Origin of the sequence: Paenibacillus sp. JZ16 (assembly GCF_015326965.1) — a bacterium.
Taxonomy (GTDB): Bacteria; Bacillota; Bacilli; order Paenibacillales; family Paenibacillaceae; genus Paenibacillus_AQ.
The window spans coordinates 5768739-5789716 of sequence record NZ_CP017659.1 but is presented as its reverse complement, the minus strand read 5'-3'; the positions used below and the strand labels follow the sequence as shown (position 1 = coordinate 5789716).

The window sequence follows — 20978 nt, the reverse complement described above, 5'->3', positions numbered from 1 at the left end:
TACACGCTGAAAACGCTGTTATCGGATGAACTTTTTACCGGAACTTCCGGAAAAACAGGTTTATTTCGCAATAAAATATCCCCACATAGCGGAGCCATGCTGCGATGTATCCAAATACTTTGTAAGTACCCCGAAAAATGTAAAAAACAGGACGTATACCGCCCTGCTTCATCTTCACGGTTTCTAATACTAATCACGCTTTCTAATACGAATGTTACCCTTTCAACGTACTCAGCAATCGCATCACATCCGTCTCCTTAGTCAACGCACTGACCAAAGCCGGCTGCTCACTGATCAGCGACAATTCTCTGAATAGCTGCCGCATCTCTTTCAGCTCATCATGTTTAATCGCAAGCAAGAACACAAGCTCTACCTTCTCGGTTCCCCAGGGAATCGGCTGCTTCAAAGTCACAACAACGATGCAGGACTGTTTAACCCGCTCCGCGCTGCCATGAGGGATGGCAATGCCACCCCCAATCGTCGTAGCAGACATATGCTCACGATCCAGCACACTTTCCGTATACCCTGCCTCGACATACCCTTTGTCCTCCAGCATTTGCGCAAACTTGGCGATTAACTGTTCTGGACGCTTTACCTCCTGCCGAGGAAAGACCAGAAAAGGAGTTGTATATTTCAAAAAGACCGATTCCTCAGCCGTCCTGCTGTCCGGCTCATCGATCCGCCGGATCGCTTGCTCCAGCTTCCGCTCGTCACTGGCCTCGAGCAAAGGTGAAACAAGGATATGTGGTGATTTTAGCTCGGGCAGATCAACGGTCGTAATGACAAGATCCACCTCATGAGCAGCCAGATAATCCTGCACTTCCGCTCTCGACATCGTTGCCTCCACATGCACGGACGGGAATCTCCGTTCCACCTTCGCGAGAAGCAATTGGGACATCCCAACGCCCATATGACACACAATAATGACCTTCTGAGGGTGGCTTTCATTCTGGTGAAGCCGTTCCACAGACGCCTGAAAGTGCAGCGTCAAATATGCGGCTTCCTCTTCGGGAAAGTGCAGATGGAGCGCTCCCCCTACCTCTTCCAGTGCCATGATGACCCGATCGAACATATAGGGATACATCTTTTTGATCTCAGCCAGCATTGGATTGGACACAGCCAGACCGTAATGGAGACGGTTCATGGTCGTGTACAAATGCACTTTCAACCCGTTCAATAATACCTGGTCCTTGGAAAAAGGGATCATATTCAGCTCCGACATCCGCCGAATCAGTTGTTCAACCAATTGGGGCAGCAGAGGGTGGCTGTCTGCCAGATCGCTCCGCCCAGCGCCTCCGTCCTCCTGCGTGTATCGGAACTTCCCTCCAAGCAGGTGCAGGGTTAGATATGCAGTTTCTTCCTTGGAAAAAGGTACAGCGAACAGCTTTTGCAGCTGCCTCAAAAAGTCTATCGCCCATTCAAATTCCGCTTTGTTCTCCAAAAAGGCCATGTCCTGCTCGGAGAGCGAAATCGGCTGTCCCAGCTTGGTCCGTTTGACCATGAGCAGAATATGCAGCATCAGGCTTTCAAAGGTTTCATCGGTAAAGCGGAGCTGATGCTGCTTTTGCAACGCCTTCAACTCATTGTATACGGTTGCAATCTCATGCGGTTCATACTGATTACGCATCATCTGTCCCGTCAACTCCGGACGGTTGATCAGTTGGTTCAACCGCGCCAGCGCCATCCGTTTGTTCTTCTCCGTGCCCTCAATCATGAAACCTACACGCTGTTTCGTCATTAAGCTCAGATCAAAGCTGCGCAGCCAGTCCCCAATCTTTTCCATATCCCGACGGATAATTGCCTTGTTCACGTAAAACGGCGAAGCCAGGTTCTGCAGGGTTACGGGCTTCGCGTTCATCAAGAGCCGATAGGCCAGGTGCAGCACCCTTTCCTCGTCGGATTCATCCTCGGTGGTACGCTCGTTGGAATACAAGCGGTGGAATAAATCAGCCTGATCCGTTTCTCCGATCTCCAGATAAACGCCAAGTCCCGGCCTTTTCACCAGATGCCCACTGGAGTGCTGAACTATATATTCTTCAATCACCTTCAGATCGTTTCGGATCGTCTTCTCCGAGCACTCGGTCTGATCCGCCAGATCCTGAACGAGCCACAGCCGGTTCGGTTCCATTAATAAATTACGAAAAATCTCTTTTTGCCTATTATTCATTCCGATCTCCTATTCAACTTATTTGGAGAGCTCACTATTCGTGGAGCAGGTACATTGTCCTACGTATATCATATCCGGGTCGCTATGGCAATCTGATCTGGTATGGAACGCGAGAATGGACCCAAAGAATGGCATGTTGAGGGATAAGCTGAACATATACAGTAATTTAAAATCTGACGTAAACAAAAAAGAGTGCCGAAGAAATTCGACACTCTTGTTCATGATCCTCTTACATTTTAAAAAATTCGTTCGGTTGCACAGCGTATCTTTCCTATAAAATCCTCCACAGCCTCTCGCGCCGACTCCGCTCCCGTCACGGCGGATATCACGGCGACGCCATCCGCACCCGCCCCCATCACTTCCTCCACGCGCTCCACGGTAATCCCGCCAATCCCAACAATCGGCAGATGGATGCCAGCTTCGCGCATTTCTCGAAGGATCGCTGGGCCCTGCACAGCCTTGGCATCATCCTTCGAGCGGGTCGGATAGATCGGGCCGATACCAAGATAATCGGCGCCGTGGAGAATGGCGCGCCTGGCTTCCTCAACGGAATGGGCCGAGACGCCTAATATCCGATTGCCGATCCGCTCACGTACCGAAGCCGCAGATTCATCGTCCTGGCCGATGTGCACGCCGTCGGCGTTCAGCTTCAGTGCCAGCTCCACATCATCATTGACGATGAAGGGTACGCCCGCTTGGCGGCACTGATCCTGGATCCGGCGAGCCAGCCGGATCATCGGCTCGCCAACAAGTGCACCCTGCCCCTTCTCGCGGAACTGGACCATGGTCGTGCCGCCGGCCAATGCATCCTGCACGACCCGGCTTGGCTCGACGATGCAATTCACGCTGCCAAGTACGAGGTACATCCGTAGATGCTGCCTCATCATCTCGGGTGTCACTCTGCCCGTCATCGCAGCACCTCCTGATGGCGGCGACGATACGCCCAATGATTCGTTGGGCCGTGTCCCTGTCCCAGGTTTAAGCCGTCCTCAATGGCCGCCTGGATGAATGTGCGCCCGTTCTGAATGGCATCGAATGCACTCAAGCCTTGGGCCAGGCCTGCGGTAATCGCGGCAGAGAAAGTACAGCCGGTACCGTGCGTATGGACGGTATGAATTCGTTGTCCATATAATTCTGTAAAGGCGATACCATCGTATACGAGGTCCATGACTGGAGGACTGTCGGGATTACCGAATCTGTCATCATTCTTGATCATGGGGGAGCGTCCCTCATAAAACTCCCCGTTATGGCTGGCGGTTCTTGTTTGGCGATACGTACTTTCGGACTGAGACAACTCTTCCTGCTGCGTACCCGCCGCCATAGCTGATCCCCTGTCTCTTTCGTGATCCGCAACTTCACCGCCGCCGGTCATTCCCTCGTCATGGCCGCCTTTGATCACAACGATCTTGGGCCCCAGATCCTGGATACGTCTCGCCGCTTCCTTCCGATCTTCCTTCGTGCGGATACGCATCCCCGCCAATACTTCGGCCTCCGGTATATTGGGGGTGACAATTAACGCCAGCGGCAGCAAATCCTCTCTTAAAGCCTGCACTGCTTCGCTTTGCAGCAGCTCTGCTCCGCCCTTGGCGATCATCACGGGATCCACAACGACCTTCTCCCAGCCGAATGCCCGGATCCGGTCAGCAGCCAGGCGAATGATCTCGGCATTGAACAGCATGCCTGTCTTCAATGCATCGACTCCGAGGTCCGAGCCAACCGCTTCAATCTGCTCCGCGGCTGCTTCGGGAGGCAGCGGATATACGCCGTGAACCCCCAATGTGTTCTGCACCGTGATCGCCGTAATCGCTGACATGCCGTATACGCCGAGCTCCTGGAAGGTTTTCAGATCAGCCTGAATGCCGGCACCGCCGCCGCTGTCAGACCCCGCAATCGTCAGTGCCCGAGGAACGTGAGACTTGCTGCTCATCGTGCGCCACCTGCAGCGGACGCTTCCGCTTCCCGGACAGCGGCATAGCCCTCCAGCGAGCCCGGATGAAGCTTTGCCAGCTCATCCAGGAAAGCAATCTGGAAGCTTCCAGGTCCCTGGTCCGCGGTTCGCTCTGCAGCTCTCGCCGCCGCGGCCCCGTAGAAGGCCAGGCCCGCCGTACCGGCAAGCAGCAGGTTTGCTTCCACTGCGGCAAAGGCACCCAGCACCGAGGTCAGCAGGCACCCTGCACCGGTTACCTTCGTGAGGAGAGCATCCCCGCCGGTAATGATACGTACCTCGTTTCCATCGGTAATCACGTCCTCTTCACCGGTAATGGCCACGATCGTGCCTACTTCGCGCGCAGCCCGCACGGCCAGCTCGGCATGATCACTGCCCGTGCTGTTGCCAGCGTCTACGCCTTTGATCTCGCGGGCCTCCCCGACAAGGTGAGCGACTTCAGCCGCATTCCCGCGCACGAGCGACACCTTCACCTCGCTTAGAATCCGCAGCGCCGACTCCGTCCGAAAACGGGTTGCTCCCGCACCGACCGGGTCCAGCAGGACCGGCACGCCTTGTGCGTTCGCCGATTGTCCAGCTATGATCATCGCATCCACAAGCTCGCGGTTCAGCGTGCCGATGTTCAATACGAGCGCGCCTGCGATGGCGGCCATATCTGCCACTTCCTCCGGCGCGTAAGCCATGACCGGCGACGCGCCCAGCGCGTACAAGCCGTTAGCCGTAAAATTCGTAACCACCACGTTCGTCATGTTGTGAACGAGGGGGCTCGTCTGCCGTACCTTTGTTAAAAGCGCCGAAACTTCATTTTCCCATGTATGCATATGAATCAGCCTCTCTTCGCTATATTGGAATTTATGAGCTAGTTAGGTCTCCTTACAGCACCGCAGCCTGCAGCGGCACCGGCCATTCCTCCTGCTTATAAGCCATATCCCAAAACATATACTCCAGCTGGCAGCTCAGCATAAAATGCTCCTTCATCCGTTCTCGCTCGGCTGCCGTCGCACGCTCCGCCCATTCATCGACACGGCTGCAGAACTTGGCTGTCGCGTCTTCCCCCCGGTTGCCGTAGAAATAAATCCAGTCGTAGAACGGATGGGATTCATCCGGCTTCACTTCATCCAGCAGCTTGCGGCCAATCTCCAGGTAGGTCCACGGGCAAGGCAGCAGTACGGCCATAATCTCGCCCAGACTGCCCTCATGCGCCACCGTCAGCATATGACGGATATAGTGATGCGCGGACGGAGCCAGCGGATAGCCTTGAAGCTCTTCGTAAGTCACCCCGGCGGCTGCGCAAAAATTCTGATGCGGATGCACCTCGCTATGCAGGATGAATGAGATTTGTTCGTTAAAGGTTGCGATCTCTTCGCGGCTGGTCGATTTGGATATGGCGATGCCGTAAATTCGCATGTAGACGTTCAAATACTCAAAATCCTGCTTCACATAGTGGATCAGTTGTTCCCGCGCCAGTTTCCCCTCGGCAATGCCTTTTACAAAGGGATGATCGAAGATTGCTTGAAAAATGCCTCCCGCCTGCTGACGGAGCTCTTGCGTAAAACTCATTTTTGTCCCCACCTCCAACATATTGAAGAGCAGGAAGTCCATAAGACACGACTTTCCAGGCAACGCTAAAAAGCCGCCCCGAAAACTGGAGCGGCTTCGTCAACAAGCCCGAGTGCGCCAAAAACGCACCAAGACCTTATATACGAAGGCTCCACTTTCCTACGCTAGTACGAACTAGATCAGGTTCAAAGGGTCCAAGATACGCTCTTGTCTCAGCCGCTAACGGCTCCCCTAGTGGACTTCCTATTCTTTTGTCTAATACTGTACATAGGTTTGTAGATGCTGTCAAACGTTAACGGTTCGCGGACAGAACCCCACGTGCGAAATCTTCCGTGATCGGTGGATCATGATGTTGTACGGTGGCAGATGTCTTTCGCGAATAAAAAACGTCGGCTACCCAACACTTGTTTCAGAAACACTGACGCTGGGTTGTCATGTATTCCCCTACATAATGAGTACATAAACGTTATTCAAAAAAATGAAGTTTAAAGGAGCGAGCTTATTTATGACGAACCCATCAAAAGCGGTTAACCCCATTCCGGATGGCTACACCTCCGTGACACCGTGGATCATCTCAAGAAACTCCGCAGCGCTGATTGAATTCCTGGAGCAGGCTTTTCAAGCCGAAGAGTTAGCCCGCGTCTATGTTGACGATGGTGTCATCGGCCATGCCGAGGTGCGAATCGGAGATGCCGTCGTCATGATGTTTGACGCGAAGCCGGAATGGCCGGATAGCCCGACGTATCTCCGCTTATATGTTGAGGATTGCGATGCTGCTTACCAGCAAGCGCTCGCCGCAGGAGCCGTCTCGGTGACGGAGCCAACAAGTTTGTTCTTCGGCGACCGGGTGGGACGGGTACGGGACCCGTTCGGCAACTTATGGTGGATTCAGACGCGAATGGAGGACCTGACGCCCGAGGAGATGGAACGACGCGCCCAAGACCCGGATTACATGAAAGCAATGACCTATGTTGCCGGAGCGGAAATCGTGGTGAAGATTTCGTAACAAGGTGAAGTGAAACAAAAGTGTTATTTCAGGCAGAACATGGGTGGATTCGGTTCCCGGGGGTATGCGTGGATGGCTGCCGATTATGATCGATGTAGGGACCGGGTAACTCAGAGTAGCTATGGTTTAGAGGTAGAAACTGGGTGAACACAGAGTATGTAGCTGCTGCTGGGATTGGTGCTACTGCTGGGATTGGTGCGACTGCTGGGATTGGTGCGACTGCTGGGATTGGTGCGACTGGGATTGATGCTACTGGGATTGGTGCTACTGCTGGGATTGATGCTACTGCTGTATTGGTGCTACTGCTGGGCTTGGTGCTGCTTGCTATTATTGGAGCTACTGCTGGTATTGTTGCTACTGCTGTATTGGAGCTACTGCTGGGCTTGGTGCGACTGCTCGAGGGCAAGCGGACTGAGGATACGTTATTTAGCTGAAAAGGCGTAATTTTCGAGAGCTAACGGACACCAGATACGCTATTTCTAGAATATGATGGTAAATAGGCACCTTTTTGCGGTAATAAGAGATCCTGTGTCCGTTAGATTTAAGAATTGGGACCGAATCAGGCAAATAAGGGAACTGGTGTCCGTTAAGGCTACTTCTAGGCTACTCCTGATCTTGGTGCTACTTCTGGTATTGATGCTACTGTCGGGCTTGGCGCGACTGCTAATCTTGGTGCTACTGCTGGTATTGGTGCTACTGCTGGTATTGGTGCTACTGCTGGTATTGGTGCTACTGCTGATCTTGGTGCTACTAACTGGTTTTGGTACGACTGCTGGGCTTGATGCTACTACTGGTCTTGGTGCGACTAACTGGTCTTAGTGCAATTGCTGGAATTGGTGCTACTGTTGGGATTGATGCTACTACTGGGCTTGGTGCTACTACTGGGCTTGGTGCTACTACTGATCCTGGTACTACTGCTGGTATTGGTTCGACTACTGATCTTGGAGCTACTGCTGGGATTGGTGTTACTGGCCTTGATGTGACTACTAGTCTAGTGCGACTGCTCGGAGGGCAAGCGGACTGGGGATACGTTATTTAACTGAAAAGGCGTAATTTTCGAGAGCTAACGGACACCAGATACGTTATTCATAGAATATGATGGTAAATAGGCACCTTTTTGCGGTAATAAGGGATCCTGTGTCCGTTAAGTTTAGGAATCGGAGGCGAATCAGGCAAATAAGGGAACTGGTGTCCGTTAACAGGTGGCCTTGGTGCTAACTACTGGGATTGATGCTACTTCTAGGCTACTGCTGGTCTTAGTGCTACTGCTGGTATTGATGCTACTGCTGTATTGGTGCTACTGCTGTATTGGTGCTACTGCTGTATTGGTGCTACTGCTGGGCTTGGTGCTGCCTGCTATTATTGGAGCTACTGCTGGTATTGTTGCTACTGCTGTATTGGAACTACTGCTGGGCTTGGTGGTACTGCTGGGCTTGGTGGTACTGGTCTTGATGCGACTACTAGTTTTAGTGCGACTTGCTCGAGGCAAACGGACTGAGGATACGTTATTTAGCTGAAAAGGCGTAATTTTCGAGTGCTAACGGACCCCAGATACGTTATTTCTAGAATATGATGGCAAATAGGCACCTTATTGCGGTAATAAGGGATCCTGTGTCCGTTAGATTTAAGAATTGGGCCCGAATCAGGCAAATAAGGGAACTGGTGTCCGTTAACAGGTCAGGGGGAAGCGGTACGAAGAACGGAGCTCACAAAGCTGTGCCGGTGAGTGGTGTGCACGTAGCTACATAAGCGGTGAGGCGGTGGTGCTGCACACGCAGCGATACTGGCCACGCAGCATAGCGGCGATGCTGCCGACGCTGTTATGCGGTCGGCGATGTTGGCTATGCTGACCACGCTGCAATGCGACGATGTTGGCTAGGCTGTGATTGCCAACGTAGTGGTACTACCTACGCGCGTCGCTGCCGACGCTACAATGTTGCCGACGCAGCGATACTATCCACGCTGCGATACTATCCACGCTGCGATACAAAAAAGGAGGCATTCCAAAAGATCTTAGATCTTGAGGGATGCCTCCTTTTTTTGCTTTTTCCTAGCATCATCCGCTATACGACAATACTAGCCTGCTGCATTCGTCTTCATTCATTACTGAATGCCGTAAAATTCCTGAAGCTGGTCAATCATCAGATTCGCTGCCAGGATGCCGCCTGCTGTATTCCAGATGGCATCATCCACTTTGTGGGCCTGGCCGTTCTTGACGACGTTCAGGTTTTTCCACAGCGGATCGTTGATCCATTCCTGCTCGGTTTGGTTGGCGCCGCCATCCCCGGTTTCATAAGTGAAGTAGAATAGTCTGTCGGCTTCCACCTCAGGTAAACGCTCCTTCGTGATCTCGTCAACGAAATCGTCCTTGGCGTTCTTGGTCATGTCGTTGCGGGCGATGCCGATTTTATCGAAAATAACGCCCGAGAACGTATTGGTGTGGTATACCCGTGTCTTGCCAGCCATGAAACGGACCACGGAGACGGTCTCGTCCAGCTTGCTTCCGGCCTTCTCTTTGAAATCCTGAATCCGCTTGTCGTATGCAGCCAATAGCTCTTCGCCTTCGGATACCTTGTTCAGCGCTTTGGCATACAGCTCAAAATTGTTCTGCCACTCGCCGCGAAGATCCTCAGCAAAAACAGTCGGCGCGATCGCCTTCAATTGCTCGTATACTTTCTCCTGACGCATCTTGTTGCCGATAATCAGGTCCGGCTGCAGGCCGGCGATCAGCTCGATGTTCGGCTGGCTCTCTTCCCCGACAACGGTAACGCCTTCCATCTGGTCTTTAATATGCGGATACCATGGGTCGCCTGTCCAGGATCTAACGGCACCTACAGGCTTCACGCCCAATGCGAGAAGCGCCTCGGTTCCTTCGTTCGTAAGGACGACAACCTTTTGAGGCGTTCCCTTGATCGTCTCCGTCCCCATGGCATGCGTAACTTCATACGATTCGCCGCCGGCTGCAGCGCCGCTGTTGCCCTCTGCGGTTTTCGTTGTGTCGCTGCCCCCATTGTTTGCATTTTCTTTTGCGGGGCTTGCTCCGCACCCGGCAAGAATCACGATCATGATCATGATCAGAGCCAGCAAGCTAAACTTGAGGCCTCTCGTTGGTTTATGTGCCACTTTTTTTCCCATTCCTATCTAAATCCCCCTTGTGTCATATCCCTCTACTTGAAAATCATTATCAATCACTGATTCAAAACTATAAAGGGTTTCATGAAAAATATCAAGATATTTATGAGAATGATTATCAAGCTCATTGACAGATGGGGTCCCTTCACCTAAAATTCATATGAACTTAATTATTCATGGACTTAAGAAAGTGAGTATATATGCGCGTATTCGGACTATTCATATCGCTATTGTCGCTGGCTGCTGCCGTCATGGGCAGCATCGCATTTGGAGTAACGAACATACCTCTTCATCAGGTATGGGAATCGTTCACTCACTTCAACGGGAGCAACGAGCATCTGATCATTCTCACAGCAAGACTGCCCCGGGCGCTCATTGCGCTTGCCGTAGGAGCATCCCTCGCTGTTGCGGGTGCGCTCATGCAAGTCATCACGCGCAATCCGATTGCATCGCCCAGCACGCTGGGCGTAAACTCCGGTGCGGCCTTCTTCATTATTATGTCGGCGGGTTGGCTGGGCATCAGCGGACTCCAATCCCTAACCTGGGTCGCGCTGATCGGAGCCGCGGTAAGCGGCGGTATTGTGTTTTTCCTGGGCAGCATCGGCAGGGACGGCATGACGCCGGTAAAAATCACCCTCGCGGGTGCCTCCATAGCCGCCTTCTTCCATTCCCTGACGCAGGGATTGATGCTCTCCGATGGCAAAATGTTCGACCAGGTGCTGGTATGGCTGGTCGGTTCGGTAGCCGGACGCGATTTGAACCAACTCGCAGCCGTGTGGCCGTACATGACCGTTGGCATGCTGGCTGCACTCCTGCTGGGCCGTCATCTGAACGCCCTCTCCATGGGTGACGACATCGCCCAGAGCCTTGGGCAAAAAACAGCCCTCATTAAGCTGTTAGCGGCAGCGGCCGTTATATTGCTGGCTGGAGGTTCCGTTGCCGCTGCTGGACCTATCGCATTCGTCGGAATCATCATCCCGCATATCGTTCGGTATTTAATAGGAAATGATTATCGCTGGATTCTGCCTTACAGCGCGGTGCTGGGCGCACTTTTGCTGGTGACGGCCGATCTCGGTTCCCGATATATTGCCATGCCGAAGGAAGTCCCGGTTGGCGTGATGACCGCAATCATCGGCGTGCCGTTCTTCGTGTATATAGCCAGGAAAGGAAGACGAGCACAATGAGTAAACACCGCATATTCCGCTCCAGGAACGCGAAAGTATCGTTTATGCTGGAGAGAAGAACACTATGGGTATGCCTGATCCTATTCGTGCTTTGCATCGCCGCCATGATTATTAGCACAGGAACGGGAAGCCAGTTTGTTTCGCCGCTTCATGTCATAAAGGCATTGTTCGGCGATGCTCCGCCCATGGAGCAGGTCATCGTCATGCAGCTAAGGCTGCCCCGAATTATTATCGCCGTGCTGATCGGCGCCGCTCTCGCGGTGGCGGGGGCTATTCTGCAGGGCGTCATCCGCAATCCCCTGGCCTCCCCCGATGTCATCGGCATAACGGAGGGAGCATCGCTTGGGGCAGTTCTCTTCATCTTCATATTTACGGGCACCGTATCGATCCATTGGATGCCGCTATTCGCCATCCTCGGTGCCTTTTTCATTACCGGTCTATTGTACGTGCTAGCCTGGAAAAATGGCGTATCGCCGCTGCGGCTTGTCTTGATCGGTATCGGAGTATCGGCTGCCATCAAATCGATCTCCTACATGCTGATCATATCCGGACCGCTGCAGCTGGCCGACCGCTCCCTTACTTTTATGGCAGGCAGCATTTACGGTATGTCCTGGGATAAGGACGTTATGACCCTGCTGCCTTGGGTAGCCGTACTTCTACCGCTTACTTGGCTGCAGGCCCGCAATGTGAACATTCAAGCCTTAGGAGACGACGTTGCCAGCAGCACAGGCGCGCAGGTTCAGAAGCAGCGTCTGATCCTAATCGGACTCAGTGTAGCTCTGGCCGGAGCTGCCATCTCGATCGGCGGCGCCATCGCCTTCATCGGACTGATGGCACCCCATATGGCCCGCAGGCTGGTAGGCCCCAACTTCGGAAGCGTACTGCCGGTCAGCGCCCTGATCGGTGCGATTCTACTGCTTGTCGCCGACCTGGTAGCACGGACGGCATTTCTGCCGCGAGACGTGCCGGCAGGTGTATTCACCGCTGCGATCGGCGCGCCGTTCTTCCTCTACTTGCTGTATCGTAACCGCAATCGATTCTAGAACCGAAAGGAGCTGGCGTCATGAATACGCTGGAAGCAAAGGGATTGGGTCTGTCCTATGGGGGAGACTTTATATTCGAAAATCTGGATTTAACCGTGCCAATAGGTAAAATCACCGTGTTTATCGGCAGCAACGGCTGCGGCAAATCCACTTTGCTGCGCTCCATGGCCAGGCTGCTGAAACCGCAGCGTGGCTCGGTTGTACTGAATGGAGCCGATATCGCAAGCTTGTCCACGAAGGACGTGGCGCGTAAGCTCGCAATTTTGCCTCAGGGACCTACCGCCCCGGAAGGATTGACAGTCATGCAGCTGGTAAAGCAAGGACGCTATCCATACCAGAGCTGGCTTCGTCAATGGTCACGCGAGGATGAGGAAGCCGTCGCGGCGGCGCTGGCATCCACAGGTTTGACTGAACTGTCTGACCGTACGGTTGACTCGTTATCCGGCGGCCAACGCCAGCGGGCTTGGATCGCGATGACGCTGGCACAAGAGACGCCGCTCATTTTGCTTGATGAACCGACCACCTATCTGGATTTAACCCACCAGATCGAAGTGCTCGATCTGCTGTATGAATTAAACGTTCAAGAGCAACGGACCATTGTCATGGTGCTGCATGATATCAATCTGGCCTGCCGCTATGCCGATCATATCGTCGCCATTCGCGACGGAAGCATCAAGGCCAAGGGCGCACCGGGAGAAATCATTAATTCCGAGCTGATGCAAACCGTGTTCCAACTGCCGTGCGAGATTATTCCGGACCCGTTGTACGGGACCCCGATGTGCGTCCCGCGCGGAAAAGGCATGCGCAGGCCTTCAGCCGTCAAGCAGGAACCAGCGGAACCAAAACAAACAACTACGCCACCCACCCCTGAATTGGCACCAGTGTAGCATACATGTAATTAAGCCGGCTCCCTTCCGCATTCAAGCGGGAGGAGCCGTTTTTTTATTTGGGCTATTCTCGCAGTATGGTGCTATTATCTAAAACAGGTTTTCGCAAACCAAGACATGAGGGCAGCCGGAACGGCGGAGAGATTGAATAATCGTATCGGCTTTAACTCATCGATCATTTTTGAAAACAACAACCGACAACGTGCTTTCTGGGAACATACCAAAAAAAGAAAGACCGCCCTAGACATCAGGGCAGTCACTGTATTTGGAATAAGTCTAAAACATGGATTTGTCTGCCATTGCTCACAACTGCTCCGTTATCGATACATCATGACCATTTACCTACACGCAGGTCTTTTTTCCTTTGGCGATGCGGGAGTACTTTGAACAGCTTGGACTTTTCACGTTTTCGCTGTTCCAGCAGGTTCTTTACCCCTCGCATCAATATCCGGTACCTCATCTCATCCTCGTGGCCGAACTTGCGCATCTCGTCAAAATACTCGTCTGTCATCCTATCACTCCAGCTGTATAAGTCTATAGAACTAGAATATAGGACCGAACTATACAATTTCTAAACAAGACTGGGTTGCACGTTAAGCCGATGGCTCTTGCATAGCTGAGCTGCCGGCAGCCTTCAAGGTTTGCTTTCTTCGCCGGAGGAGAAGAGCCAAGGGGATGGCCAGTGCAACCAGCCCGCTTGCCACCAGGAACACATCATCAATGCTCCTCGTGTAAATGATCCGATGCAGCCACTCCTTGGTTTCGCCTAAAGTAGCGTTAGACAATCTGCCTTCATGCACGTTCAATCGCGCATAGAACAGTGACGTAAACATGCCCAGCGTAATCGAGCTGAACAACTGCCGCAACCAGTTCAGCAGCGCCGACGCATGGCCCGATTCCTGCTCCGTGACCGCTGCCATCGCTGCGCTTGTTGCCGGGGAAATAGCCAGGCCGGAGCCTACGTTGCGGATACACATCCAGATCATGACGGTGATCAGCGTCGTTTCCATATGAAGCCTGCTGAATCGGAAGGTCGTGACGAACAGGATCAGGCTGCCCAGCGTAATTAGCAGAGCTGGTCCCCAAGAGGCATACCACCTCCCTGACAGGAAGGTAGCGATGGTGAGGCACGCCGCAGCCGGAAGGAACAGCAACCCGACCTGGAAAGGAGACAGACCCTGGATTTCCTCCAGAAACAGCGGGATGAAGTAAACACCGGAATAGAGCGCGAAGGTTAATATGAGCGAAACAGCCAAGCTGATCGCAAAGGCAGTATTGCGGAACAATCTTAGATTCAGAAGCGGCTCACGTGTTCGCAGCTCAACCCGGACAAACATCATCACACATAGAGTGCCTATGATCAAGCATCCCCATGACAGAGGGGATTGCAGCCCCCATGCATGTATATTGCCAAAAAGCAGCAGCAGGACCAGACTTCCTACCGTGGCTAGAACAAGACCGGCCACATCCAGCCTTTTCCGAACAGCGGTAAACCCGGATGGGAGCAGAAGCAGGCCGGCTATCCATGCAGCCGCTCCAATCGGCACCGTAACCAGAAAGATCCAACGCCAATCATGCTGCTGAAACCAGCCGCTGAGCGAGGGGCCGATGGCGGTGCCGAGCACCGTCGAGAACGACCATACGCTGACCGCAAGCGGTTGTCTTTCCCGCGGGAGCGTCTGGTAAATCATCGTCAGGGAGATGGGCTGAATCAGCCCGCAGAACAAGCCTTGAACCATGCGAAATCCGATGAGCGCATAGATGTTCCATGACAACGCGCACAGAATGGAACCTGCCGTAATTCCCGCAAGGGACAACAAGAACATGGATCTGCCCCCGAAACGGTCCACGAGGTATCCGCTCACCGGCGTTATCATCCCGCAGGCCAGCGAGAACCCGGTAATCATCCACTGTACCGTGCTCAGCTCGGCATCGAATATGCCGATAAAACCTGGGAGAGACACATTGAGTGATACGACGTGGTACATGCCGGCAAACGATCCGAGAAACAACGTGATCAAAAGCGGCCAGAATGGAAGCTCGGCCTGCCCGCTGCCAGTCTTCGCCCGGAAATGGCCCATATTTATGGACATATCTTATTAACCCCCTACGGGTGGACTGCCGCCATAATCCTCACAGCGGATGATGACAGGCTGCATAATGGCCGCTCTCCAGAACCAGCAATTGCGGTTCTTCTTCGCGGCAGCGTGCGGTTGCAAGCGGGCAGCGGGTATGGAACCGACAGCCGGAAGGCGGATTCGCCGGAGAGGGAATCTCACCCTCTATGCCGCCTGTCGGCTGGCTTCCACCCGGAGCTCCCTGAGGTATCGAATCGATCAGCGCCCGCGTATACGGATGGGCCGGCCTGAGAAACAGGGATTCGCTCGGGGCAATCTCGACCAGCTTCCCAAGGTACATCACGCCGATCCTATCGGATAGATGGCGAACGACTTGCAGGCCGTGGGCGATGAACAGATAGGTCAGCCCTAGCCTCTGCTGCAAGTCCTGCAGCAAATTCATAATCTGCGCCTGAACCGACACGTCCAGAGCGGACACCGCTTCATCAGCCAGTATAAACCGCGGGTTCAGCGCGATGGCCCTGGCGATGCCAATGCGCTGCCGCTGCCCTCCGGAGAATTCATGGGGATACCGATCCGCCCACGAAGGGTCAAGCCCGACCAGACCAAGCAGCTCATGGACACGCTCCTGCACGGCCGATGCGGGCAGATGAAGGTGTACCAAGAGTGGTTCGGCAATACTGTCCCCGATCCTCCAGCGAGGATCAAGCGACCCGTAGGGATCCTGAAAGATCGTCTGCATATGGCGCCGTGCCCTGCGCAATGCCGTGCCTCCCAGCTTCGTCAGGTCCTCCCCCTCGAACAGGACCTTGCCCTCCGTTGCCCGCTCCAGCTGCAGCAGCACTCGGCCCAGCGTGGATTTCCCGCTCCCGGATTCACCAACCAGCCCGAAGGTTTCCCTCCTGCGAATCGTGAAGCTTACGTCATCCACGGCCCGGATCAGCTTCTTCCTGCCGAAGCCATCCCCATGCACGGGATAATACTTTCGGAGATTCTCGACGGCAAACAACACGTCCGGGGATTCTACGAACGGATCATGCTTGTGCTTCTGAATATCCAAGCTATTCTTAATCGTCATCTCATCGATGCCAAAGCTTATATCAGCACATCGTGGTTGCGACGCTTCCCCTGGAACAGTTTTGGAAATCGCCTTGAAAGCAGCCTCGGAAACTGCACCAGAAGCTGCACCAGAAACCGCCTCGGCGGCTTCTTCCAGCCAGTCCTTTCTCAGCACGAGCTCCTCCGAATGCCAGCAGGCCGTTCTCCCGCCCTCATCCCCCGCTAAGGAAGGCGTCTCCTGCGTGCAGCGCTCACTTGCGAAAGGGCACCGCGGATGAAAGCGGCAGCCATCCGGCAGCGCAGCCAGATTCGGAATGGACCCTTCAATCGCATGAAGCTTGGATCCCTGAACCGTATCCAGCGTGGCTACGGAGCGAAGCAGCCCCCGAGTATAGGGGTGGCGGGGAAGGGCAAACAGTTCGGCCGCCGGTGCCTCTTCGACGATCTCCCCCGCATACATCACCACGATCCGGTCCGCCATATCGGCCGCGATCCCCAGATCATGCGTAATCAGCAGGATGGACATGCCGAATTCCTGCTGCAGATCCTTCAGCAGGCGCAGAATCTGCGCTTGTATCGTGACATCCAGAGCGGTTGTCGGTTCGTCCGCGATCAGAAGATCCGGCCCGCAGGACAAGGACATGGCGATCATCGCCCTTTGCAGCATCCCGCCGGACAGTTCCCCCGGATACTGCTTCAGCCGCAGCTCCGGTTCGGGAATGCCTACCCGTCCAAGCAGCCTGGCCGCACGATCCCTCGCCTCCCGCTTCGATACCCGCTCGTGCTGCAGAATGGTTTCCTCAATCTGCTGCCCAATGGTAAAGACGGGATCAAAGGCAGCCATGGGCTCTTGAAAAACCATCGCCATTTTTTTCCCGCGATAACGCCTCAGCTCGGCCTCCGTCAGGCTGGCAAGATCCGTCCCGCCAAGCCTCAGGGAACCGCCCGTGATCCGGCCATGCTCATGATCGATCAGGCGCATGATGGCTTTGGACGTCACCGTCTTGCCACTCCCGGATTCGCCCACCAGACATACCGTCTCCCCTGCCCCTATCGAAAGCGTCACGTCGCGGATCGCATGAATCGTCCCCCGCCGGGTTCTAAAATCAACCGACAGCTGTTGAATATCCAGTAAATTAATCATCCATGTCCTCCTATCGCTGCGTGATTTTTTTTGGATCGAGATGATCTCTCAGCCGGTCGCCTATAATATTGACGGACAGAACAAATGCCGTAATGGCAAGACCGGGAAAGGTGCACATCCACCACGCAACGGTCAGGTATCCTCTGCCTTGAGAGAGCAGCGTCCCCCAATCCGGCACTTCCCGGAGCACGCCAAGACCGAGAAAGCTCAGCCCCGACCCTGTCAGTATGGAGGTTCCGATTCCGATGGTTGCCATAACCAGCAGGGGGGACAGGCTGTTCGGCAGCACATGGTGCCAAAAAATACGCAGCGGCGAAGCGCCGATGGACCCCGCCGCCTTCACGAACGTCCGGTTCTTGATGCTCATAATCTGGGCCCTCATCACCCGGGCATAACCCGGTATGGCGGAGACTGCCACCGCCAGCACGACATTGAACAGGCTCGGTCCGAGAGCCCCGGCAATCGCCAATGCGAGCAGGATGCCCGGAATGGTCATCAGAATGTCGTTCAACCGCATCAGAACGGTATCCACCCAGCCACCTGCATACCCGGACAATGCTCCGATCGTGCCGCCAATCAACCCTCCCACGAGGACGGAGGCAAAACCGATAAAGAGCGAATCCCGGCTGCCATGAACGACCACGCTGAATATATCCCTGCCAAAATAGTCGGTACCAAATAGATGGGCCGCGCTCGGCGCCTGCATAATACGGTCCGTCAGCATATCCGTCGGGGCATAAGGCGCGATCCACTGCGGCACGATGGCGCATGCCACGATAAACAGCACAACCAAACCTGCGGCGTACAAAAACCCATCATTCGCCGAGAATCGGCCGAGCCGGCGCGTAGAAGGGGACGTCAGCCTTCGTTCACGCCAAACCGTTTTGGCGGAGACCGCCTCTCTCATATGAACTCCCTCCTCTTCTTTAAGCCGAACGTCTGACGCGCGGATCGATCCATGCATAGGAAATATCCACGATCAGGTTCACGATGACATAGATGATGGCGGAAAAAAGAATCACCCCTTGAACGACTGGCAGATCCTTGGCCATGATGGCATCGGCAATAATTCTGCCGATTCCCTGCCGGGAAAAAACCGTCTCGATGACCACCGTGCCCGCCAGCATCTCGCCGACAAGCATCCCGATCATGGTCACGGCTGGAATCAGCGCATTGCGCAGTGCATGACGGTACATCACCGCCCGCTCCGCAAGGCCTTTGGAACGCAAGGTCACGATGAACTGCTCGTTGATCACATCGAGCATGCTGTTACGGACCATGCGCACGATGAAGCCTGCTCCCACCGTTCCCAGCGCCAGTGCCGGCAGCACCAGCGTCTTCCAGCCATCCGAGCCCATGGCCGGGAACCAGCCCAGCGTGATGGAGAAAATCAGGATCAGCAGAATGCCCGACCAGAAGGTGGGCATCGATATGCCGAATAAACCGACGATCCGGGCGATGATGTCAATCGCCTTGTTCCGGTGAATCGCCGACAATACCCCAAGCAGAATGCCAACGATGACCGAGACCAGCGAGCTTGCCGCCGTCAGCGCGAGCGTTGCCGGGAAACTCTCCACGATCTTCGGCAGCACCGGATCGGAATTGATCAGCGACATGCCGAAATCGCCTTGAAGAATGCCGCCGAAATAACGAAGGAACTGAATATGAAAGGGTTGGTCGACCCCAAGCTCGTGCCGCAGATTCGCGATCACTTCCGGCGTTGCCATGGAGGGATCCACCATGTTATCCGTCGGGTCCCCCGGAAGGACATATAGAATGGAGAATACCAGGACAAGCGAACCGACGATGACAATCAAAGAGGTCAACACTCGCCAGGTCAACGTTCTAGCCATACTTCTTCAGGCCCCCTTTCTTCTATTTTTGCAGAGACACATCATTGAATAACGGGTAGCCCAGCGAATCGAACAGCACGCCTTGAACCGAGTTCGATGCTGCCACCGTGTATGGAAACACATAAATCGGGAGGATGATCGCATGGTCGATGATATATTGCTGGACCTGCTGGTACAGCTCCGCACGTTTCGCGTCGTCCTTCTCCACCCGCCCCTGTTCAAGCCATTGATCCACATCCGGATCGTTCAGCCTGGACAGGCTCGCCTGGCCTTTCGGATCATAGGAGTGATAGAACGAATAGAGTGCGTTCGGATCCGAGTTCACCTGGCTGTTGCCGTACAAATCATAATCGCCGTTGGTATACACCACCGTGCGGATATCCTTTGTGATCTCGACCTCGACGGCGATGCCGATCTGCTTCAGCTGCTGCTGAATCATCACCGCAATATCGTTGCGCTTCTCCCGGTTCGGCGTGCCGTCCACATAGCGAAGCGTAAGTTTCTTGCCGTCCTTAACCCGGATTCCGTCTTCGCCCCTCACCCATCCGAGCTCATCCAGCAGCCGATTAGCCTTTGGGATGTCCGGCTTAATCGACTGCTCAAGCGATGCGTCATACCCGAACGTTCCCGGCGTTAACGGGGACCAGGCACGCTCATAAGTGCCTAAATACAATGTCTTAACGATCGTATCCACATCCACCGCAAGCTGTACGGCCTGCCGCGCTTTTAATTCATTCCATGGTTCGCGGTCTTTATTGAAAAAAAGCGTGTAGGGCAACCCGACGGTGTTCGTCTGCAGCAGCTGGAAGTTCGGGTCCTTCTCCAGCGTCAAAATATGCTGGGGCGGCACCGTCTCGGCGGCAAGCACCTGCTTGCTCTGAACGCTTCCGATTCGCGTGGCCTCCTCCGGAACGATTCGGAAATCGATGCCGTCCAAATAAGGGGCTCCCTGATTGGTCACCAGCTCCGGCGCCCACTTGTAATCCGGATTACGTTCTACGTGAATCCCTGCGTTCTCCTCCCATTTCACAAACTTGAACGGCCCGGTGCCGACCGGATGCTGCCCGAGCTGATCGCCGTATTTTTGTGCCGCGGCCGGAGAGACAATCCCCAGTAATGCTTGACTCAAATTGCCGAGAAAAGCTCGGGATGGCGTGGCCAGATTCAGCTTGACCGTATATTCGTCCAGAACTTCCGAAGACTGGTACGGCTGCAGCAATGCTGCCGCATTGGACGCTTTCGTGGCCGGATCCAGGATCCGGTCGAAATTATATTTCACCGCTTCCGCATTAAACGGGGTACCGTCGTGGAACTTCACGTCCTTCCGAAGCTTGAACGTATAGCTGAGGCCATCCTCCGAGACTTCCCACTCCGTCGCCAGCCAAGGCTTGATCGTATGATCAGGCAGCTGAACCACCAGACTGTCGTGAATCGTACGGATGACTCGAACGGATACCGCCAGCCCGCTGCGGTGCGGATCCAGCGTGTCAGGCGATGTCGCAAGGGCAAAGCTGAGTTCTCCTCCCTGTGGGGGTACGCCTTGTGCGGCAAGTGCTCCTGCTGCCGTCGTGCTCCCTGAAGAGGCCTGCTGCCCTCCGCATGCGGACAGCAGCAGCATCAATACCAAAGCAGCAGCGGCAACCGGTTTCCCTCGTTTTTGAGCATGGTTTCTCATATCCAGACTGACTCCCTTCGAATCCGATTTATTAATGGAACGCCATTTACAGTGCTGGGATGCTTTTGGCTCGCTCTTTCACTGGCATTACATACACTTATTTTCCCAATGAGTATAGTCGGAATTAAGTTGTTGATTACTCTATCACCCAGCATTCTGTTCTACAAGACCATATAGAGAAGTTCTATCCTCGCTTCTTGATTCTCTATTTGAGCCCTTAACCCTCGGTTAATTGTAGCAGCGCA

At 54.3% G+C, this 20978-nt stretch carries 18 protein-coding genes and 1 riboswitch; of the genes, 6 read left to right on the top strand and 12 right to left on the bottom strand.

The features are described from left to right. Window positions 1-214: 214 nt before the first annotated feature. The 5 genes from BJP58_RS25945 to tenA all read right to left on the bottom strand — a co-directional run bounded on the left by BJP58_RS25945 (window position 215) and on the right by tenA (window position 5672). Window positions 215-2167, bottom strand: a complete 1953-nt coding sequence (locus BJP58_RS25945; protein ID WP_194541179.1) for a BglG family transcription antiterminator — start codon at window positions 2165-2167, stop codon at window positions 215-217. 236 nt (window positions 2168-2403) lie between these two features. Then, the gene (thiE, locus tag BJP58_RS25940) at window positions 2404-3078 is read right to left on the bottom strand and encodes a thiamine phosphate synthase (protein WP_194541178.1); all 675 of its coding nucleotides are present in this window, start codon (window positions 3076-3078) and stop codon (window positions 2404-2406) included. Then, on the bottom strand, window positions 3075-4094 hold the full coding sequence (thiD, locus tag BJP58_RS25935; RefSeq protein ID WP_194541177.1) for a bifunctional hydroxymethylpyrimidine kinase/phosphomethylpyrimidine kinase: 1020 nt from the start codon (window positions 4092-4094) through the stop codon (window positions 3075-3077). The genes thiE and thiD overlap by 4 nt, the downstream gene beginning before the upstream one ends. Continuing rightward, a complete protein-coding gene (gene thiM, locus BJP58_RS25930; RefSeq protein WP_194541176.1) occupies window positions 4091-4933 on the bottom strand; it encodes a hydroxyethylthiazole kinase in 843 nt (280 codons plus the stop codon). Before thiM ends, thiD begins: the two co-directional genes overlap by 4 nt. Window positions 4934-4985: 52 nt before the next feature. Continuing rightward, window positions 4986-5672, bottom strand: a complete 687-nt coding sequence (tenA, locus tag BJP58_RS25925; RefSeq protein ID WP_194541175.1) for a thiaminase II — start codon at window positions 5670-5672, stop codon at window positions 4986-4988. Between the two features lie 139 nt (window positions 5673-5811). Next, window positions 5812-5915, bottom strand: a riboswitch (TPP riboswitch). 262 nt (window positions 5916-6177) lie between these two features. Between tenA and BJP58_RS25920 the strand changes: the two genes are divergently transcribed. From BJP58_RS25920 to BJP58_RS25910, 3 genes are all read left to right on the top strand, one after another. Next, window positions 6178-6678: a VOC family protein gene (locus BJP58_RS25920; RefSeq protein ID WP_233354768.1), complete on the top strand. Its 501-nt coding sequence runs from the start codon at window positions 6178-6180 to the stop codon at window positions 6676-6678. 143 nt (window positions 6679-6821) lie between these two features. Continuing rightward, on the top strand, window positions 6822-7112 hold the full coding sequence (locus tag BJP58_RS25915) for a hypothetical protein (RefSeq protein WP_194541173.1): 291 nt from the start codon (window positions 6822-6824) through the stop codon (window positions 7110-7112). A gap of 768 nt (window positions 7113-7880) precedes the next feature. Next, complete coding sequence (locus BJP58_RS25910; protein ID WP_194541172.1) at window positions 7881-8195, top strand: hypothetical protein; 315 nt, start codon at window positions 7881-7883, stop codon at window positions 8193-8195. 586 nt (window positions 8196-8781) lie between these two features. Here BJP58_RS25910 and BJP58_RS25905 read toward each other — a convergent pair. Beyond that, window positions 8782-9813: an ABC transporter substrate-binding protein gene (locus tag BJP58_RS25905; RefSeq protein WP_194541171.1), complete on the bottom strand. Its 1032-nt coding sequence runs from the start codon at window positions 9811-9813 to the stop codon at window positions 8782-8784. Window positions 9814-10010: 197 nt separating this feature from the next. On the opposite strand from BJP58_RS25905, the gene BJP58_RS25900 reads away from it, so the two are divergent. From BJP58_RS25900 to BJP58_RS25890, 3 genes are read left to right on the top strand one after another with little or no spacing between them, the layout of a single operon-like run. Further along, window positions 10011-10994, top strand: coding sequence for a FecCD family ABC transporter permease (locus tag BJP58_RS25900; RefSeq protein ID WP_194541170.1), 984 nt, complete (start codon window positions 10011-10013; stop codon window positions 10992-10994). Further along, entirely contained in the window at window positions 10991-12037 is a 1047-nt protein-coding gene (locus BJP58_RS25895) for a FecCD family ABC transporter permease (RefSeq protein WP_194541169.1), read from the top strand. Before BJP58_RS25900 ends, BJP58_RS25895 begins: the two co-directional genes overlap by 4 nt. 20 nt (window positions 12038-12057) lie before the next feature. Then, window positions 12058-12924 (top strand): ABC transporter ATP-binding protein, encoded by an 867-nt coding sequence (locus tag BJP58_RS25890; protein WP_194541168.1) that lies wholly within the window; start codon window positions 12058-12060, stop codon window positions 12922-12924. Window positions 12925-13252: 328 nt separating this feature from the next. Here the strand turns inward: BJP58_RS25890 and BJP58_RS25885 are convergent, their stop codons facing one another. The 6 genes from BJP58_RS25885 to BJP58_RS25860 form a co-directional block, all read right to left on the bottom strand. Next, complete coding sequence (locus BJP58_RS25885) at window positions 13253-13435, bottom strand: hypothetical protein (protein WP_113060721.1); 183 nt, start codon at window positions 13433-13435, stop codon at window positions 13253-13255. Window positions 13436-13517: 82 nt separating this feature from the next. Next, window positions 13518-15017, bottom strand: coding sequence for a DHA2 family efflux MFS transporter permease subunit (locus tag BJP58_RS25880; protein WP_233354767.1), 1500 nt, complete (start codon window positions 15015-15017; stop codon window positions 13518-13520). Between the two features lie 40 nt (window positions 15018-15057). Beyond that, on the bottom strand, window positions 15058-17205 hold the full coding sequence (locus BJP58_RS25875; protein ID WP_194541167.1) for an ABC transporter ATP-binding protein: 2148 nt from the start codon (window positions 17203-17205) through the stop codon (window positions 15058-15060). 10 nt (window positions 17206-17215) lie between these two features. After that, window positions 17216-18112, bottom strand: coding sequence for an ABC transporter permease (locus tag BJP58_RS25870; protein ID WP_194541166.1), 897 nt, complete (start codon window positions 18110-18112; stop codon window positions 17216-17218). 19 nt (window positions 18113-18131) lie between these two features. Continuing rightward, entirely contained in the window at window positions 18132-19058 is a 927-nt protein-coding gene (locus BJP58_RS25865; RefSeq protein ID WP_194541165.1) for an ABC transporter permease, read from the bottom strand. 22 nt (window positions 19059-19080) lie between these two features. After that, window positions 19081-20733 (bottom strand): ABC transporter substrate-binding protein, encoded by a 1653-nt coding sequence (locus tag BJP58_RS25860; protein WP_194541164.1) that lies wholly within the window; start codon window positions 20731-20733, stop codon window positions 19081-19083. Window positions 20734-20978: the final 245 nt, after the last annotated feature.

What these genes read in the sequence shown, in the direction of transcription:
- BJP58_RS25945 (WP_194541179.1), bottom strand. Translation starts at nt 2,167, where the DNA reads ATGAATAATAGGCAAAAAGAGATTTTTCGTAATTTATTAATGGAACCG.
- thiE (WP_194541178.1), bottom strand. Translation starts at nt 3,078, where the DNA reads ATGACGGGCAGAGTGACACCCGAGATGATGAGGCAGCATCTACGGATG.
- thiD (WP_194541177.1), bottom strand. Translation starts at nt 4,094, where the DNA reads ATGAGCAGCAAGTCTCACGTTCCTCGGGCACTGACGATTGCGGGGTCT.
- thiM (WP_194541176.1), bottom strand. Translation starts at nt 4,933, where the DNA reads ATGCATACATGGGAAAATGAAGTTTCGGCGCTTTTAACAAAGGTACGG.
- tenA (WP_194541175.1), bottom strand. Translation starts at nt 5,672, where the DNA reads ATGAGTTTTACGCAAGAGCTCCGTCAGCAGGCGGGAGGCATTTTTCAA.
- BJP58_RS25920 (WP_233354768.1), top strand. Translation starts at nt 6,178, where the DNA reads ATGACGAACCCATCAAAAGCGGTTAACCCCATTCCGGATGGCTACACC.
- BJP58_RS25905 (WP_194541171.1), bottom strand. Translation starts at nt 9,813, where the DNA reads ATGGGAAAAAAAGTGGCACATAAACCAACGAGAGGCCTCAAGTTTAGC.
- BJP58_RS25900 (WP_194541170.1), top strand. Translation starts at nt 10,011, where the DNA reads ATGCGCGTATTCGGACTATTCATATCGCTATTGTCGCTGGCTGCTGCC.
- BJP58_RS25895 (WP_194541169.1), top strand. Translation starts at nt 10,991, where the DNA reads ATGAGTAAACACCGCATATTCCGCTCCAGGAACGCGAAAGTATCGTTT.
- BJP58_RS25890 (WP_194541168.1), top strand. Translation starts at nt 12,058, where the DNA reads ATGAATACGCTGGAAGCAAAGGGATTGGGTCTGTCCTATGGGGGAGAC.
- BJP58_RS25885 (WP_113060721.1), bottom strand. Translation starts at nt 13,435, where the DNA reads ATGACAGACGAGTATTTTGACGAGATGCGCAAGTTCGGCCACGAGGAT.
- BJP58_RS25880 (WP_233354767.1), bottom strand. Translation starts at nt 15,017, where the DNA reads ATGTCCATAAATATGGGCCATTTCCGGGCGAAGACTGGCAGCGGGCAG.
- BJP58_RS25875 (WP_194541167.1), bottom strand. Translation starts at nt 17,205, where the DNA reads ATGATTAATTTACTGGATATTCAACAGCTGTCGGTTGATTTTAGAACC.
- BJP58_RS25870 (WP_194541166.1), bottom strand. Translation starts at nt 18,112, where the DNA reads ATGAGAGAGGCGGTCTCCGCCAAAACGGTTTGGCGTGAACGAAGGCTG.
- BJP58_RS25865 (WP_194541165.1), bottom strand. Translation starts at nt 19,058, where the DNA reads ATGGCTAGAACGTTGACCTGGCGAGTGTTGACCTCTTTGATTGTCATC.
- BJP58_RS25860 (WP_194541164.1), bottom strand. Translation starts at nt 20,733, where the DNA reads ATGAGAAACCATGCTCAAAAACGAGGGAAACCGGTTGCCGCTGCTGCT.